Source organism: Sphingomonas sp. PEI4 (assembly GCF_056679955.1).
Genome location: NZ_CM155258.1, coordinates 777,725 through 795,606, shown reverse-complemented (window position 1 = coordinate 795,606; position 17,882 = coordinate 777,725). Strand labels below are relative to the sequence as shown.

The window sequence follows — 17,882 nt, the reverse complement described above, 5'->3', positions numbered from 1 at the left end:
TATCTCACCAGGATTTGCCGACCACGAGGCGAACGTTGCGACCAAAGATCGGCCGTCCGTAGATCGCCTCCGAGCTGCCTTGGCCGCTCAACTGGTCGGTACGCGTGTTGCCTTCGGTCAGCCCGTGCGCGTTGAACAGGTTATCGCCCACGACCTGAACCTGCCACGTGCCGTGGCGCAGCGTCACGCCGGCACCGGTCGTGCCGTACGCCGGCAGTGCCGTGTTGTTGTACAGGTCGACGAAGCGCTTCCCCATATAGGTATAGCGACCATAGACCGAGACGGCATTGTCGCCGAGATCGAAGTCGAAGCTCGGGCGGATATTACCATAGATCTTGGGCTGCCGGACGATCTGATTGCCCTCGGCCTGGCTCGGGTCGGCGCCGGTCGAGCTCTGGAAATTCTTGTATTTGGGATCGCTGATCGTCAGCGCGCCGTTGAGCGAGAACCACGAGGTCAGGGCTAGCGATCCGTCGAACTCGATGCCCTTGACCTGCGCTTCGCCGATGAAGGGGATGTTGACGTCGTTGCGCCCGGTGCTCGGGTCGAACGCCAGGAACGAGGCGTTGAGCGGGTCGAAGTTTGTATAGAACCCCGTGACGTACAGGTACGAACGGCCTGCCGCCAGCTTAAGCCCGGCCTCGAACTGATCGGCGATCGTCGTCAGGATCGTCGGTCTGATGCTCATCACCGTCTGCACGCTTGGTGGCGTCTCGAGATGCGAGGCACGACCATAGACGCCGATGTGCCGGTTGAAGTCGTAATTGGCGCCCGCGGTCCAGTTGGTGACGTGCGGCTTGCCCGTTTGGTTGATGATGTCGCCGGTAAAGGCACGCGTGGTGTCGTCAGCCAGCGTCGTCCGGTCGCCGAGATTGGCTTCGCCCGTCAGCAAGGCAAAGCCCTTGTAGCTGTAGCGCTCATGGCGGATGCCTGCGTCGAACCGAAGGCCCGGCAGGATTTCCCACGTATCGTTGGCGAACACCGCGATCATCTTCGCGTCGGAATTGCCGCCGGTCAGCGTCGCGGCATAGTTAAGTACGCCATTGTCAGTGACGGAGCCGATCCGCGTTCCGGCGGCGTTATAAGCGATCAGGTCGAGCGTCCGCGGCTTGCCCGCCACCTCGATCAGGTAATTCTGATAGATCGTCCGGCTATCCTCGCCGTAGAGGCTGCCATACACGCCGAGCTTGAGATCGTGGCTGCCGAAGCCCGTCTCGAACTTCTTGGCGACCGACAGATTGACCTGGTTCGAATAGAATTTCGACTGGACGTCGCGGTACTGGCCCTGCACGACCAGGCCGGAGGCGGCATAGGGGTCGTAGACGGTGTTGGTGCCGGCGAGCACATAGCCGAACGACGCGACCGGACCGAACGCGGTCGTCGCGCGGGCGCGATAGCCACTCGCAAAGGCATTCGCGTCGACCGGGTTGGTGGTCGAGTAGAACGCATTGAAATCGAGCTTGCCCATCGTGAAGCCAGCCTTGGCGGACACCAGCCAGCCGTCGAAGTCAGCATCATATTGCGTGCCGATGTTGATCATCCGCATGTGGCGACCATCGGCAAGGTCGCTCGCCTGGTTCTGGACCACGCCCCCGCCGTCACGGAAGCGCAGGTTGACGTTGCGCAACGCCGGCGAGTTCATCGTGCCGGAGAAATAGTCGATATAGCGATCGAGCGAGACCGCCGGATTACGCGGGTCGGCGGTCGGGATCGGCAAATAGAACACGTTGTGATCGTTGACGTAGTTGACGCTCAATCGGAGCGAGCCGTTGTCCAGGTCATGCTTGACGTTGGCGCGGAACTGCCCGCCCTTGTCGTTGGGGAAGCCGTTGTCGCGGTAGCCGTCGTGATAGCGCACGAAGCCACCGACCGCGTAATAGGTCTTGCCGCCGAGAGGACCGGACTGGACGATATCGGCACGATAAAGGCCGGTATCGCCAATCGTCACCTGCGCCTTGCCGCGCACCTCGTCACGCCCCGTCACCTCGATCGCGTTGATGATCGCGCCCGAATAACTGGCATAGACGGGGGCAGGGCCGCCGCGGACGACCTCGACCCGCTCGGTCATCAGATCGGGCTTCAGGATCGCGTCGCCGCGAAAGAACACGCCGTCATTCTCGTGGAACAGTGGCAGGCCGTCCTGCTGGAAACTGACGAAGCCGCCATCGTTCGGCAGGCCGCGGATGCGGTAGATGTTTTGCACTTCGCCGCCCGTGATCTCGGTCTGGAAGCCGGGCAGCTGGCCGATCAGATCGGCGAAGTTGACTGGGGCGATCTTCTCGATGTCGGCCTGCGAGATGACATTGATCGCATAAGACGCGTCGAAGCGGCGCTGCGCACGTGTCGAACCCGTGACGATGATGTCGCTTTTTGCGTCGTCCGGTGTGGCGGTGGAGGCAATGGCATCCACTGGATCGGCCGCGGTCGCTGAGGCAGGGTCAGCCGTCTGAGCATAGGCAGGCGCGGCGATTGCTGCGCTCATTGCAACGAGCGCGGCACCGCTTGCGAGAATGGATTTGAGCATGGATCCCCCACAGGAACTTTAACTTGGCAAAGATGGCAACCCGGCTCCGTTGGGGCACAAATGTTACAGTTTGAATTGCAAAACCAAAAAAATACCAATTTATTAGCGTTACGCGACGAGATCGAAACCATGGGACTGGCAGGAGATGCGATCGCCGACTGGGGGCGAAGGTCCGCGCCTAACGCCGCCCTTGCTGCCGACATGAACGAATGGCCGAAACGGGGGAGTCGAAAACCGCTCCTGAATGTCGGCTTCTGGGTCATTTCGTGTGCGTGCCGAACCCGACGGGCGAATATTTCCATGGCTCCGGTTCTCACCTATTTGCAACGGTTCAAAGAATGCCCGAGCCTTTGCGACGAGTATAAAGGAGTTCTTTACTGGTGGCGAAATATCTGGGTGTATACTCCGCCCGGCTCATTCCAGACCCGATAGAGTAAGGTTGCCCGCGACCACCGAATTTAACGCCCCGACTTCAGTCCGATACCAGTGTCGAACGGTTTGGGGAGTAAGCGTCGGTGAAGGGTGCCAAATGAACAGCGTACGGTGCTGCGGCGCCCACTGATGTCTGATAAAGAGGTTGGCGAACCTGTGCGACGCTTGCCGTGGTCACGGGACGCTTCAACCGATCGAATTCTAACATAGCCGTCTCAAAGGACAGCCCTATGTGATGGGCAATCCGCGGGGCCCATCGACCGATGTCTTTAACAAACGCTTCGTATGGTACGACGAGCAATTGCGGACCGAGTGTTGTCCTCCAGTGCTCGAACAACAGGTCCTCGATTTTGAATTTCCGAGCAATGGTCTTTAGATCGAAGGTCCAGCCCAATCCCTGGCTGAAGTAAGTACGGAAACACGACCATGCTGTATCGAGAGGATCGCGACGAATCCATACCAAGCGAGCATCTGGCATGGCAAGGCGGATCAGCCCAGCATAGCGGCTGGTATCAAGACTCTTGTCGACAAAGCGTTTCCCATCCGGTTCGCGCTGCTTCACAAGATGCTCGTATAGTGAACCAACCTGGCCCCAAGCGCTTTCTGCGTCGAGGCAGGCGGCGAAATGGTGACGTATCGTTTCAGCCACGGTTCCGCCTCCGCTACCAGTTGCGACTTCTAGCAAATTCAGTTCGCCGCCACTCGATACCTGTGAATGACTTGCCAGCATCTGATCGACCAGCGTCGTTCCTGATCTCGGAAGGCCAGTAACGAAGATCGGCCCGGTAGGTTCGCGGTGGGGCAAAGCCGCACGATCAAGCCATGCACGGTCGAGTTTACGGACCAATGCGGTGGCTTCGGCTTCGTCCGCGTCACAGTTCCATAACCGCTCAGTCCGCATGAGAGCCGCACCGGCGTCGAATGCGGCGAATGCCCGGTCGTACTCGCCGATATCGTCCCATGCCTTGCCGGTGGCGTACAGAAAGGCTGCTCTCGCTGCGGGCGTAGCCGTACGAGTTGCGTGATCGGCGGCGAATAAGGCCTGCCAAATCGAGTGTTCAACCGTTAGTTTTTGAGCATTGGCGAGCGCGAGCCACGTCATCCCAGACGCTGGCCATATTTGAGCGGCAGCCTGAAGATGGGTCAGCGCCAGCGAAATGTCACCCGTTTGTATGTACGCGGTACCAAGCAAATGGCGCAATCGCGCGTCATCTGGAGCACGCGCCGCAAGCGGAGCGATAAGTGCAATCGTTTCGTCAAGGCGTCCGGCGTTGGCGAGGACGTCGGCGAGTTGCAATATGCGATCGAGGTCATGTGGCTTGCGCGCCACGAAACGACGCATCGCGGCGATTGCGAGCGGCCATTCGGCCACGCGTACGGCAAACCGAGCAATCGCCTGCCACTGATCGCCTAGTGCCGCATTCTGGGCAAGCAGACTGCAGGCCGCATCGACAGCTGCGGCGCGATCGCGGCGGTTGAGCGCAGCGATAAAGGTGGCGGGGGTCACTATCGGCGATAGCCTCTCAATATCTGGAACGATGGTTGCACAAAAGGGAGCCGACCGAAGTCGACTCCCTTCCTGCCGCCTAGACGGTCTTCAACCTAGAAGTCGAACCCGAGCTGGAAGCGAATGTAGCGCGGTGCCTGGAAACTCGTCGGGGCGCCAAAATCAACACGCGGAGCGCCGTTTGCCTGGGTTCCTACCTCATTGAGATCCAACACCGCCTTCTCGTTGAACACGTTGAAGACGTCGATACGGAACGTCCCGCTGAACAGATCGGACGGAACCTTGATAGCCGCCGTGATGTTCGTGGTGGTCTGCCAATCCGACTTGATGACCGAACCGCGCGGCGTCAACTGACGGTCGGGCGCAACCTCGCCGGCGGCGAAAGGGGTAGTCCGGATCGACCCATCGGTGTTGACGTTACAATAGAAGCCTGCTGCCCCATAAGCACCCGCGAACGCATCGACGTTGGTCGGAACACGCCCGAGACAGCCAAAGCGGCGCGGCGACTGGGCTGAGAAGTTCGCCCCCAGGGTCAACCAACTGGTCGGCGCATAAGAACCATACAGCTTGAATTTGTGACGGTTGTCGGTCGGCAGATAGCCATATGCACCGTTGGTCAGACCGGGCTGGTCGAAGGCGGTCGTGAGACCGGAGTCGGTCTGGCCGTTATCGGATCGTATTCCGCCTTCGATGTTCCCTTTGCTCTTCGCATAGGTGTACGAGCCATTGAGGCTCCAGACGCCGTCGAAGTCGCGATCGAACGTGACGGTGAGGGCCTTGTACGTCCGGCGTGCCTTAGGATAGCCAAGCTGCTCGCCGGTAAAATCGATCGTGCGAACCGTGGTCTCGCCCGGCAGGACGTCCGACAACTGGATCGTCGCGGCAGCACCCGGGTTGGTCAGCACATACTGGTGGAAGCCGCTATAGATCGACGAACAGGCCGTGCGGGCAGCCTCGCCGACACCGCCGATGTTGTTGTCGACGCAAAACTGGTTGACCGCGGCATCTATCGCGACGTCCTCAAGCGACTCGTTCAACTTGCGATACTGGCCGAACATGCCGACGCGGACGCCGCCACCCAGATTGCGCTCGACGCCAAGAACGAACTCGTCGACCGACTGTGGCTTCAGGTTCTGGGAAACGGTGGCACCTGTCGGCGTCGCAGTCCCGTCGCCGGTAACATCGCAGTTCAAAGTGCCCGTATCTGGACAGGCCGAACCGCCGGCATAAAGAAGCGCCGCGCCGATATTGGGCAGGCCCCGGTCACCGACGCCGTTCAAGACGTTGTAGCGCGTATAATCAAGTTCGGCGCCAGCCAGACGGATGTTGGTGTTGGCGGGAACGGGCAGGAAATATCGGCCGTAAAAACCATAGACCTTGGTCAGGCCATCGCCCATCGGATCGCCGGAGAAGCTCAAGCGCGGCGCCCATTGGTTGCCGGATTTGAAATAGGTTTCGCCATTGACGTTCTTGTTTTCGAACCGATCGTTACGCACGCCGAGATTCAGTGTCAGCCGGTTGTCGAACAACGACCATGCGTCCTGGATATAATAGGCTTCGTTCTTCGACTTGAAGATGCCACCGTTCACGAAAGTGCGTGCCGACACATATTGCGTCCCGGCGGGGGCAAACGGATCGCCGTTTTGAGCAAGAACATATGTGTAGGCGACATTGCCGGTATAGCTGGTGGTCGTATCCGACGTCAGGTTTTCCCGATCGTAGCCGCCCTTGATATGATGCTTGCCGAGTAGGTTGAAATACACTTCGGCATCGCCGCGATAGAATTCGCGCTCGTCGCTCGACGTTCCGATCCCGTTCAGCGGGTTGCCAGTCACGCCGCCACCCGGGCGTGTATCACTTATGAACGGGTAGTCATCGTCGGCTGACCCCGCGATATCCTGGTTCTTGTTCTTGCCGTATGCGGCCGAAAGGGTCAGCCAATCGGTAAATTGCCCGGTGTAGCGGCCGACGTAATTCTCGCCGCCCAATCGTTCTACGACCGTATTCTGGTAGGCGCCGATGACCGGCGCGCCGGTGCTAGGGTTGGCGGCGCGGACCGTATTGTAGGTGCGCCCGTTCGAATCGAGCAGGCCGTAGCTGTTTCGCGTCGTCTTCTGCGAGGAGTCGAAATACGTGAACTCCAGTCGCTGACCGTCGGTGATGATCGCATCGATCTTTCCGCCGAAGAACGGCGATCTCGTAGACTGATTTTCACGACGCAGCCCGGTGCTGCCGGTTACTGCCGTCGCGACGCTCGAGGTCAGCAACGTATCGCCGCGAGAATTGTCGTTGAACTGCGCCAGACCATAGAAAAAGAGATGATCTTTGATGATCGGGCCCGACAGGTAGAAATTGGTCTGAAGGCGAGTTTGGTCGTCCTGCTTGTTATAGTTGGTCAGTGCATTGGGGGAATCTTCGCGCAGTTCGTTCGGTTCGTAGCTGAACAACATGCCGCCATGGAAGTCATTGCCGCCCGATTTCGTCGTAGCGTTAATGAAGCCGCCGGTGAAGCGACCGAACTCTGCAGGGATCGAACCATTTTTGACTTCGATCGTGTTGTAAAACTCGAATGGGACGCCGACCGCGCCGAGACCCTCGCGAAATTCTGTGATGTTCAAGCCATTGACGAAGAAGATGTTCTCCGAAACCGACGAACCCGACACCGACGCCAAGTTGCCGAACGCGCTGTCGCCGGCAGCAGTGCCCGGTGCGAGCAGGATGACCGACGTGAGATCGCGTGCGACGGGAACTCGGCTCGCCAGTTCACCGATCGGAATTACCGCGCCGGTCGTGGTGCGGTCGAAATCCGAAACCTGAACGCGACGCCCGGTGACAACGATGTCGCCACTACTGGCCGTACCGGCGGCGGTAAGCTGGAATTCGTTACCAGCGGTCGATTGGGTGAGGTTGACATTGGCATCGGTGAAGGTCGGAAAACCGGGCGCTTCGATCGTGAAGGTATAGGCGCCTTGGGGAAGCGCCGGAACGCGGTAGGAGCCTCCAGAGTCGGTGGTTGCTGTGCGGGTGAACCCTTGTGCGTTCGACGTAACGGTCACGGTCGCGCCGCTAATTCCCTTACCTGACGAATCCACAACACGTCCGGTCGCTGTCACGTTGGTGAAATCTTGCGCCGTAGACGGGGTGATTAGAAATGACGTTCCGGTCAGACCGGCACCCATCAAAGCGAGTGCCTGTAGCGCCGCACCGCCACGCAGATAATTCGAGATCGTGATCATTCGCATTTCCCCCGGTAAACTCGAGAACCCCGACTTTTGCCGTTGACGTTCGAGTATGGTGCGTTTCCGACAACCCCGTTTAAGCGTCGGCTTTCGGAAACATGACGCTAACGTGAACAATCTGACCTGTTAATGTAAAGCAATGATTTATCGGACGTACAGTTTGCAAAGAATATGTCGCGTAAATGCCACAAATGCGAAGTCGTTCCCCAGTGCTGTGCCCAAATATTGATCATTTGTCGGCACTGTGCCCATTTATTGGGCGCAATTGTGCCGGCGCGAGCGTAGATATGGGTGTGAACATGGGGCCGAAGCGGGAATTTCCTTAGCTTTGTCTGTCAGCTCAAAAAATGAGGCATAGTCTGCTAGCCCGAGCTCTTAGAAGTCTGCCCATGTGATGATGGGTTCTTAGACGATCAGCGCAGGCCGGGGCTGTGGCGAGTGGATCTAATTCGGTGATGAGAACCGATGTGCGATTGAAAGCCGCCTGTACCTTGACGTGCTCCCCATTTCAGGCCGCTGATAACTTAACATCGGTATCCATATGTCCTTGGCGGGGGCGGTTCGTAAACTCGGCGGGTGCCAACCCGCCGAGGCTGCTATGCGGACGCACGGTGTTGTAGTCCGTCCGCCATGACTCGATGATCCGTCTCGCCGCAGCCAGCGTTGGGAAAAGGTGTTCGTTCAGGCACTCGTCGCGCAAGCGACCATTAAACGATTCCACAAAGCCGTTCTGCTGGGGCCCTTCGACGAGCTCGGAGAGCCTTGCCGGGCGTGATGTAATGCCACTCGATCCCGGTGTCCTGGCACCAAGCCAAAACGGCATGACTGGTCAGCTCGGTGCCCCCTTCGGCTCCGCTCAGGACAGGATTGTCGCTGACCACCATGCACGGCAGCCCGCACTGTTCGGCGATCGCGCGCATACGCTCGCGGACAGCATCATCCTGCCCGCGAAGCGGCTCATATCGCCATGCCGACCGATTGACCCCGATCAGCCTGCAGGCGCGACGCTTCCGCGAAGCCGTGATCGGCCATCAGCTTCTCCACCGCAGCGTAGCGCTCGGCAGACCGGGTCAGTTTTTCCCAGCAGATCGTTCAGCGCCGACACGTCGAGCATCGATGTGTGCCTCATAGCCGCGAGCAAGGCGGAAGCGACGTTTGAGTCATCGTGTTGCAGTGCCACGCGAGTCCCCAATCTCCAGCCAATACCCATCGGGATCCTGAACGTAGATTTGGCGGACACCGTCAAACCGGATCTGCATGGTGCGCGGCTTTCCGGCCAGATCGGTCCAGACAAGTCCATGTCGGTCTAACCAAGCAGTAACGGTGCCAAGATCATCGACGTGCAACGCCAAATGCTCATTCCGGTTCGACGGTTTTGGCATGGTTCGTCCGTCAAGGATGTGCAGGGCCAGTCCATTGCCAAGGTCTAGCCAACGGCGGTTTTTCAGCGGCGTCGGGATTAACCGCAAACCGAAGACCTCATGGTAAAAGGCAGCGCTCCGATCAATGTCGGCCGCCTGGATTGCAATATGTTCTGCACGCACCGTAGCACCAACCGTCGTCTGCGGCGCTGCCAAAGTAAGTAGAACGGAACAAACAATCATAAGTAAGATCCTCGAAGCACGTATGATCCCACGAACCGACAATAGGACGATCTTCTGCGCGATCTGCGCCACCTCAGCTAGGTTTTGAATCTTCCAAGTTTGGAAGCAGAAGATGGACGATGGCGAGGGCGATGAAATAAGCGATGCCGGCCCAGATGAACACCGGGACGTAGCTGCCGACCGTTTCGAGCACGTGCCCGACATAACGTGCCATGATCATCCCGCCGACCGCTCCTGCTGCACCGCCGATACCCATGACGGAGGCGACCGAACTCTTGGGAAAGGTATCGGAGACCATCGTGTACAGGTTCGACGACCATCCCTGGTGCGCGGCTGCAGCAACGCCGATGATCGCAACCGCGGCGAACAGGCTGGAGACGGTGCTGGCCAGCATGATCGGCAGTACCAGTATGGCCGAGGCGAGCAGGGCCAGTTTACGGCCGGCGTTGACGCTGTACCCGCGCTTGATCAGTGCCGACGACAGCCAGCCGCCGCCGATGCTGCCGACGTCCGCCAGCAGATAGACGGCGATCAGTGGCGGGCCGAAGGTCTTGAGGTCCAGGCCGTGGCGCTTGGCGAAGAAATCCGGTAGCCAGAACAGGAATAGGTACCAGACCGGATCGGTCAGGAACTTCGCCGTAACGAAGGCCCAGGTGCCGCGATAGCGGAACAGGCGACGCCACGGGATCGGCGTCGTGCCCGCATCATTGTCCTGATCGGCGCCAATATAGGCGAGTTCCTGCGCCGAGACCCGCGGGTGGTGTTGGGGTGCGCGGTAGAAGATCAGCCATGCCACCAGCCAGACGAAGCCGAGCATCCCCGTAACCAGGAACGCCGCGCGCCAGCCATAGGCGAGCGTGATGATCGGCACGACGATCGGTGTGGCGATCGCGCCGACATTCGCGCCGGCGTTCAGGATGCCGGCCGCGAGCGCGCGTTCCTTCTTCGGAAACCATTCGGCGACCGACTTGATCGCCGCCGGGAAGTTCGCAGCCTCGCCGAGCCCCAGCGCGAAGCGCGCGACCGAGAAGCCGCCGGGGCTGCGGACAAAGGCGTGAACCAGCGCGGCGAGGCTCCACACCGTTATCGCCGAGGCATAGCCCATCTTCGATCCGACCTTATCGATGATCGGCCCGCAGGCGAGCAGGCCAATCGCATAGGCTGCCTGGAACCAGAATACGATCATGCCATAGTCGACCTCGGACCAGCCGAGTTCGCCCTGCAGTGTGGGCTTGAGGATGCCGATAACCTGGCGGTCGATGTAATTGATCGTCGTCGCGAAGAACAGCAACGCGCAGATGACCCAGCGGACGTTGCCGCCGGCCTTTTGGGGCCCGGGATTCGTCGCCTGTATTGAACCGTCCACGCTCGCTCTCCCCTCGCGGTTTGTCCGCTTTTATCGTCTGTCGAATGTTGCCAGCGCCACGGACATGCCGCATCCACGCGGTGAGCGCCGACAGCGTTTCCGGACAGGTCCGTCCGCGCCCTCGGTTGGCTTCGAGCGAGGCGAGCCAGCGCTGAGGGATCTTCTGCGATCCGTCGCTCGCGATCTGGCGCAGTGCATGCGCAGCGTTGGATTGGCGAAGCGGGCCAGCAACGCGTCGGCATAAGCGGTAAGGTCTTGCCCCGGCGCAGGATCGAGGCTTGCCGCCGCCTCGTCGCGCATCAGTCGCTCCACGGTTGGACCGATCGCGGGATCGCCTATCGCTTCGTGAACGTAGCGCAGGCCGGCTTGCAGGCCCCGATAGGCAAGTGCCGAATGCGCGCCGTTGAGCATCCGCAGCTTGGCCGTCTCATACGGCGCGACATCGGCGACGATCTGTGCGCCGACAGCGTCCCAGCGCGGACGGCGGCCCGCGAAGTCGTCTTCGATCACCCAATGGGCAAAGGGCTCGGTCAGGATCGCCGCCTCGTCGCGGATGCCTAGCATCGCCTCGGCTGTGTCGAGATCGGCGGGCGTGACGGCAGGCACGATGCGGTCGACCATCGTCGACGGGCAGGTGCACTCGCCTGCGAACCAGCTGCCGAGCGAGGGATCGACATGATCGAGCCAAGCGCCGAGCGAGGCCGCGAGCATGCCGCCATTGTCTGCGAGGTTGTCGCACGACAACAACGTCATTCCACCGATCCCGGCATCACGGCGACCGGCGAATGCGCGCGCGAGGTGGTGGTAGAGCGTGCCGCCCGCCCGCTCCACGGCGGCAAGGTCGAGCGATCCGTCGGCGCGACGATGATAGCCTTTTTCGGTCACTGTCACGGTCACAATCGCCGTGTCTGGCGATACGAGCGCGCGGTGAAGAGCGTCGTTCGCGGCCGATGCGGCCACCACGTCGCGGACGGCCGGCGATCGCAGCGACGCGCCGACGGTGCCCCAGTCCCGGTCTCCCGCCGACATGGCGCGATCGGTAAAGACCGCCTGGTGCGCGCGCATGAAGGCGCCGATGCCGAGATGGACGATGCCGATACGCCGGTCCATCCGGTCATAGTCCGGCCGCGCGACATTCGCCGGCAGCCGGTCGACCGTGGGGGCGGACAGCTTCACAGGCGGTAGGCTCGGCGCGCAAGTCCGACGGTCAGCTCGTGAGCGAGGTCGGCCGCCTCCCAATCCGCCAGCCGGTGCTCGGCGACGAGACGCGCGAGAAACGCGCAGTCGACGCGGCGCGCGACGTCGTGGCGCGCGGGGATCGACAGAAAGGCCCGTGTGTCGTCGTTGAACCCGACCGTATTGTAGAAGCCTGCCGTCTCGGTCGTCATCTCGCGGAAGCGGCGCATGCCTTCGGGTGAATCATGAAACCACCAGGCGGGGCCGAGACGCAGGCAAGGATAATGGCCGGCGAGTGGCGCCAGTTCGCGCGCATAGGTGGATTCGTCGAGCGTGAAGAGGATGATGGTGAGGCTCGGATCGTTGCCAACCTCGTCGAGCATCGGGCGCAAGCCGTTTACGAAATCGGCCCGCCCGGGGATGTCCGCGCCGCGATCGCGTCCGTGGCTGGCGAACAGGCGTGCGTTGTGATTGCGGACGCTGCCAGGATGGATCTGCATGACCATCCCGTCCTCCATCGACATGCGCGCCATCTCGGTCAGCATCTGCGCGCGGAACAGTTCGGCATCGGCCGGCGTCGGGTCCGGACCGATGACGCGTGCGAACAACGCCGCAGCGTCGCCCACATCGAGGTTCGCGGTCTGCGCGGTCGGGTGGCCGTGATCGGTCGCGGTCGCCCCTGCGGCGCGGAAGTCCGCGCGGCGCTTGCGATGCGCGGCGAGATAGCCGGGCCAGGTCCAGACATCCTCGCCGGTCAACGCGGCGAACCGCTCCATCGTCGGGCGGAACGCCTCGTGCTCGACGTCGATGACGCCGTCGGGTCGGTAGGTCGTCACGACGCGGCCCGTCCAGCCGGAGTCGCGGATCGCACGGTGCGCGTTGAGCGGATCGTCGGCGCCCTCGGTGGTCGCGAGGAATTCAATCCCGAACCGCTCGAACAGTGCCCGCGGGCGAAACGCCTCGGTCGCTAGCCTCTCGGCGATGCCGTCGAAATACAGGTCGCTCGTCGAGGCATCCAGCGCCACGTCGAACCCAAGCACCTCGGCGAAGACGTGATCCAGCCACGCCTGTGACGGTGTGCCGCGGAACAGATGGTAATGACTGGCGAGCGTGCGCCACGCCTCGCGCGGGTCGGTGTCGGGTACGCCCTGCCGTGACGGTACCCCGAGCCGATCGAGCGCGATGCCTTGGCTGTAGAGCATCCGGAACAGATAATGATCTGGCGCCAGTAGCAGGCTGGTCGCGTCGCGCCACGGTTCGTTCGTCGCGAACCAGCGCGGATCGGTATGGCCGTGCGGCGAGACGATGGGCAGCGTGGCGATCTCGGCATACAGCGCGCGGGCGATCGACCGCTGGTCCGGATCACTGGAGAACAGCCGATCGGGCGAGAGGCGAAGCGGACGGCTCAAGCGTGCGCGGCCATATGTGCGATCCCGCGCTCGAGACCGCGCAGTTCGGCGAGACCGCGCATCCGCCCGAGCAGCGAATAGCCGGGCAGCGTGTGCTTCGAGAGATCGTCCAGCATCTGGTGGCCATGATCGGGGCGCATCGGGATCGAGCGTCCCTCGCGCGTCTGGAGGGTATGAATGGCGGCGACCAGCGCAACCATGTCGGCATCACCAGCGAGATGCGCGGCCTCGTGGAAGGCACCATCGGGCTCGCGTTGGACCGATCGCAGGTGGAGGAAGCCGATCCGGTCGCCCAGCCGCTCGATCATGCCGGGCAGGTCGTTGTCCGCACGGGCGCCGAACGAGCCGGCGCAGAAGCACAGACCGTTGGAGCGGTTCGGTACCCGCGCGAAAAGCGTCGTGACATCCGCCTCGGTACTGACCACGCGGGGCAGGCCGAACAGCGCGAAGGGCGGATCGTCGGGATGCACCACCAGCCGCATGTCGAGTTCGTCGGCCAGCGGGCAGACCGCCTCCAGGAACGCGATGTGATTGGCGCGAAGTCCCTCGGCATCGATCGCGTCATACTGCGCCAAGGCGTCGCGGAACCGATCGGCGGTAAAGGTCTCTTCGCTGCCGGGCAGTCCTGCGATGATGGTCTTCTCGAGCAGGCGGCGTGAGTCTGTATCCATGGCTGCGAACCGGCGCTCGGCGCTTTCGACAAGCGCAGGGGAGTAATCGCGTTCTGCCCCCGCACGCCGTAGAATGTGGATGTCGAAGACTGCGGCGGCCTCCAGTTCGAAGCGAAGCGCACGCGCGCCGTCGGGCATCGTCCAAGCCAGGTCGGTGCGCGTCCAGTCGATAACCGGCATGAAATTATAGGTGACCGTCCGGATTCCGCACGCGGCCAGGTTGGTCAGGCTCTGCCGGTAATTGTCGATCAGCACGTCCCGGTCGGCGCCGCATGTCTTGATCGCTTCGTGCACCGGCAGGCTTTCGACCACCGACCAGACGAGCCCGGCCGCCTCGATCTCGGCTCGGCGTGTCGCTATCGCGTCCTGCGGCCAGACGGCGCCATTCGCGATCTCGTGCAGCGCGGTTACGATGCCGGTTGCGCCGGCCTGGCGAATATCGCGCAACGTTACCGGATCGGAGGGGCCGAACCAGCGCATCGTCTCGATCATCGGCACCCAGCGTCCTCCCTCGATTGCGCGGACCTTCTGGCCTCGCTGCAGTTCATGCCTGTTTAGCGAACACAAATCTAATAGGCCAGATGCAATAAAGTGGTCAGGCCATTTTGTCGGGCGGAGATTAACCGGTGAAGGCGAACGCTTCGCAATGACTTCTCCGGGTTCGCGCAATCCGCCGGGTCTCGCTCGGAACGAAAAATGGGTGCGCCGGAATAACGTGCGGCGCACCCTTAGGTTGGTCGACATCGGCAATTGGGAGCGCCGATGTCGATGGAGGGAAGGAAGAATTCAGAACTGGAAATTGACCGCCAAGGCGTAGGTGCGGCCGAAATAGGAGGTGTAGAGGGGGTCCTGGCGTGTCGTGTCGACGGTCAGGCGGTTGGTCTCGTTTGTGATGTTGGAAACCTCGGCGATCAGCTTGATATGTTCGTTCAGATTGTACGATGCCGATGCGTCGACGAAGATCGAACTCGCGTTCGATGTCGAATCCGCATCGACCGAGCCGCTGGGAACCGCCGTCAGGAACGCCGCGCGGTAGTTCACCGTCGAGCGGATGCTGAACTTGTCGTCTTCGTAATACAGCGTCCCGCTTGCCGTTTCCGGCGACAGCCCGACCAGCGGCGCGGTCCGGGAAAGCGTGGGCGATATGACGTAATCGATGTTCGAACGAACTCGCGTGAAGTTGCCGAGCGCGCCGAAATTGCGCAGCACGCCGGGCAGGAAGGTGAAGGGCAGCTGGACGTTCACCTCGAACCCGCGCAGCGGCCCGCCCTCGGTATTGTTGCTGCGCTGGACCGTGAACACGTCGGTGGGGCGCAACTGCGTACCGTTGAGCAGCGTCAGCGGCAGGCCGATGTCCTGGAACGCGACCGCCTGGCTTGTCGTCTGGATGTAGCTTTCGATATTCTTATAGAAATAGGCGACCGAGATCAGCGAGCCCTTGGCGAAATACCATTCGAGCGCCGCGTCGAACGTATTGGCGCGGATCGGTTCGAGGAACGGATTGCTGAAGGATGCGGTCTGGATCACGAGGTTCGCGGAGCCTGCGGGAATCAGCTGGCCGTAAGCTGGTCGTGACATGACACGCGCCACCGACGCGCGCGCGATCAGATCGGGCGTGATGTCCAGCGCGAGATTCACCGACGGCAGCCAGTCGGCATAACTGCGGCTGACCTCCGATATCACGAAACGCGACGGATAGAGCGACCCGGCGGGCGCCGCCGAGGTAATCGGACCATAGGTGTCCAGGCTGGTATGGACGTAGCGTACGCCGGCATCACCCCGCAGCGCGAAGGGCAGGGAGTTGGCCGTGTTGAACTTGACCATGGCGTAGCCCGAGCCGTATTTCTCCTCGACGCCGCCAAACGTGCCCTTTGCGCATTCGATGCTGCAATAGACGTAGCTGTCGAGGCCGACCGCATCGCGGAACTTTTCCGGATCGATCGAGACGAAATCCTGCAGCAACCCGTCGAGATTGCTGCCGACGCCCTTCGTCACGGTGGTCAAACTGGCGAGCGTGACGCCCGTCGGCAGGGCGAGCGGCGTATTGGTGGCAAGCTGCCGCTCACGCGCGGTATATTTGTTCGTGCGATACTGGCCGCCGACCTGAAGCGTGAAGTCGGGCGCCGCCTCCCATTCGCCGTTGAGCTCGAATGTCTTGCTGGTGATCGTGTTGCGGCGGATGAAATTCGACAATTGCCCGCGCTGGTCGCCGTTCGCGAGCGGAGGTCCGTATTGGAATAGCGCGGGATTGGTCGTGTCGATCCCGTAGCCGATCTTCGGAATGTCGGGATTGTCGCGAAAATCGATCGAGAAATTGCGCGTGTCGTTTGAATCGATCGCGACTTGCAGGCGGTCGACGTCGAGCCGTGACTGGTTGATGCCGGCCAGGCCATAGACCCGAACGGTATCCGAGAAGCGCTGGTCGAAGTTCAGATTGACCTGGCGATAGGTCGACGTGAACTTCTCCTGCTGCATCTCCGATCGCAGGTCGACGCCGTCGAACAGGCCGTGGACCAGCGAGCCGTTGTCGTCGACTTCGATCTCGCGAACAGAGGTAAGCGGCTGTCCGTTGTTTGAGATCGCTCGACCGAAGGACCGTGCGTCGAACATCTGGTCGAGCCGGTCGACCTTGAAGCGCGAATAAAGACCATCGAGCGATATGTCGGTATTGGCGCTGGGCTTCCACTGCAGCGTCAAGGTACCGGCGAGACGTTCCTGATCCTGACTGCTCTTCACGGGGCGGGGCAGGCGCGGCAGATAGACGCCGCCACCCGGGCGACCGTTCACCCCGGTACGGCTCATGATATAGTCATAGGCCGCCGCCGTGCCGGTACGCGGATTGCCGGTGCTGCAATTGTTGGCGTCGGCGCCGATCGGCGTGCCGTTGGGCTGCGTATATCCTCCGACAGGGCTGTTCGTCGCGGCCCCGCGATAGCTGTAGCCGACGGGTGTGCAGAACGGGAAGGTCACGCCTGCGTTCGCGGTGCCGGCGGGCTGCGCCTGGCCATAGACCGTGGTCGGCACGACATCGACCGCCGAATAGGCATATTCGTCGATATGGCGCTTCGAATAGGCGATGCTGCCGAGGATACCGAACGTGTCGCCGAACTTCTTGGAGACGAGCGCGGACAGCCGCGGATCGGCCTTTTTGCTGATGTCGTTATAGATGCCGCGCGCCGTACCGGTGAGGACGAAATCCTTTTTCTGGTCGAACGGCTTGGGCGCGCGAAGATCGACCGTCGCACCCAGCGAGCCTTCCTCGACATCCGCCGACAGTGTCTTGCGGACCGAAAGCGCGGAGAAGATTTCGGTCGGGAAGGTCACGAAGTCGAACGAGCGACCCGTCGCGACGCCACCGCGAATGTCGCTGCCGCTGACCTGCGACACGCCTTCCATGCCGTTAATGCGGACGCGCGTGAACTGCGAGCCGAGGCCGCGGACCGAGATGTTGCGGCCTTCGCCACCATCGCCGCGCGAGAGCGCGACGCCGGGAATGCGCTGCATCGATTCAGCGAGATTGGAGTCGGGAAACTTGCCGATATCCTCCGCGACGATGCTGTCGATCGCGGCGGTCTCGTTACGCTTCTGATTCAGTGCGTTGTTCAACGCCGCACGAAAGCCGGTAACGACGATATCCGCGTTGTCGGCCTCCGGTGGCACCTGGGACGGGTTGGCAGGATCGGGCGGGCTCGTCTGACTGTCCGCAGGCTGTGGCATCTGGCTGCCCGCAGTCTGCTGGGCCGTGGCAGGCGCGGCGATAAATAGGCTGACGACGCTCGTCGAGATAAGCAGTTTCCGCTTATCAAAGCTCTTACGGCTCAAAGACCCTCTCCCGATAGGCCGGGTGCGCTGAGTTAACGCTTCCCGACATTTTGCCGCCCTAGTTTTCTAAGGTCGGCGTAATTCGTCAGGTATCATTGCTATTTTAATATGACAATACTGAATCATTTGGTC

10 protein-coding genes and 1 pseudogene are annotated in these 17,882 nt (G+C 61.5%); 1 reads left to right on the top strand and 10 read right to left on the bottom strand.

Features of this window, described 5'->3' with window-relative positions; translation table 11 throughout:
- Window positions 1-4 precede the first annotated feature (4 nt).
- A complete protein-coding gene (locus AC1MLZ_RS03440) occupies window positions 5-2,524 on the bottom strand; it encodes a TonB-dependent receptor (protein WP_480960464.1) in 2,520 nt (839 codons plus the stop codon).
- Between the two features lie 60 nt (window positions 2,525-2,584).
- Between AC1MLZ_RS03440 and AC1MLZ_RS03435 the strand changes: the two genes are divergently transcribed.
- Window positions 2,585-2,956 carry a hypothetical protein gene (locus AC1MLZ_RS03435; RefSeq protein ID WP_480960463.1) on the top strand — a complete coding sequence of 124 codons (372 nt, stop codon included), beginning with the start codon at window positions 2,585-2,587 and terminating at the stop codon, window positions 2,954-2,956.
- A gap of 40 nt (window positions 2,957-2,996) precedes the next feature.
- Here AC1MLZ_RS03435 and AC1MLZ_RS03430 read toward each other — a convergent pair whose 3' ends face one another.
- From AC1MLZ_RS03430 to AC1MLZ_RS03390, 9 genes and pseudogenes are all read right to left on the bottom strand, one after another.
- Window positions 2,997-4,463, bottom strand: coding sequence for a tetratricopeptide repeat-containing sulfotransferase family protein (locus tag AC1MLZ_RS03430; protein ID WP_480960462.1), 1,467 nt, complete (start codon window positions 4,461-4,463; stop codon window positions 2,997-2,999).
- 95 nt (window positions 4,464-4,558) lie between these two features.
- Window positions 4,559-7,699 carry a TonB-dependent receptor gene (locus AC1MLZ_RS03425; RefSeq protein ID WP_480960461.1) on the bottom strand — a complete coding sequence of 1,047 codons (3,141 nt, stop codon included), beginning with the start codon at window positions 7,697-7,699 and terminating at the stop codon, window positions 4,559-4,561.
- Window positions 7,700-8,210: 511 nt separating this feature from the next.
- Window positions 8,211-8,634, bottom strand: a pseudogene (locus AC1MLZ_RS03420) (integrase core domain-containing protein); the annotation flags it as partial.
- 228 nt (window positions 8,635-8,862) lie between these two features.
- Window positions 8,863-9,378: a VOC family protein gene (locus tag AC1MLZ_RS03415; protein ID WP_480960460.1), complete on the bottom strand. Its 516-nt coding sequence runs from the start codon at window positions 9,376-9,378 to the stop codon at window positions 8,863-8,865.
- A gap of 1 nt (window position 9,379) precedes the next feature.
- On the bottom strand, window positions 9,380-10,672 hold the full coding sequence (locus AC1MLZ_RS03410) for an MFS transporter (protein ID WP_480960459.1): 1,293 nt from the start codon (window positions 10,670-10,672) through the stop codon (window positions 9,380-9,382).
- Window positions 10,673-10,702: 30 nt separating this feature from the next.
- Window positions 10,703-11,848, bottom strand: a complete 1,146-nt coding sequence (locus AC1MLZ_RS03405; RefSeq protein ID WP_480960458.1) for a mannitol dehydrogenase family protein — start codon at window positions 11,846-11,848, stop codon at window positions 10,703-10,705.
- Complete coding sequence (uxaC, locus tag AC1MLZ_RS03400; RefSeq protein ID WP_480960457.1) at window positions 11,845-13,257, bottom strand: glucuronate isomerase; 1,413 nt, start codon at window positions 13,255-13,257, stop codon at window positions 11,845-11,847. Before uxaC ends, AC1MLZ_RS03405 begins: the two co-directional genes overlap by 4 nt.
- Window positions 13,254-14,420: a mannonate dehydratase gene (gene uxuA, locus AC1MLZ_RS03395; RefSeq protein ID WP_480960456.1), complete on the bottom strand. Its 1,167-nt coding sequence runs from the start codon at window positions 14,418-14,420 to the stop codon at window positions 13,254-13,256. The genes uxaC and uxuA overlap by 4 nt, the downstream gene beginning before the upstream one ends.
- Before the next feature lie 294 nt (window positions 14,421-14,714).
- Window positions 14,715-17,750 carry a TonB-dependent receptor gene (locus AC1MLZ_RS03390; protein ID WP_480960455.1) on the bottom strand — a complete coding sequence of 1,012 codons (3,036 nt, stop codon included), beginning with the start codon at window positions 17,748-17,750 and terminating at the stop codon, window positions 14,715-14,717.
- Window positions 17,751-17,882 lie beyond the last annotated feature (132 nt).

Coding starts and splice junctions, on each gene's coding strand:
- AC1MLZ_RS03440 (WP_480960464.1), bottom strand. CDS start 2,524: ATGCTCAAATCCATTCTCGCAAGCGGTGCCGCGCTCGTTGCAATGAGC.
- AC1MLZ_RS03435 (WP_480960463.1), top strand. CDS start 2,585: ATGTTACAGTTTGAATTGCAAAACCAAAAAAATACCAATTTATTAGCG.
- AC1MLZ_RS03425 (WP_480960461.1), bottom strand. CDS start 7,699: ATGATCACGATCTCGAATTATCTGCGTGGCGGTGCGGCGCTACAGGCA.
- uxuA (WP_480960456.1), bottom strand. CDS start 14,420: ATGATCGAGACGATGCGCTGGTTCGGCCCCTCCGATCCGGTAACGTTG.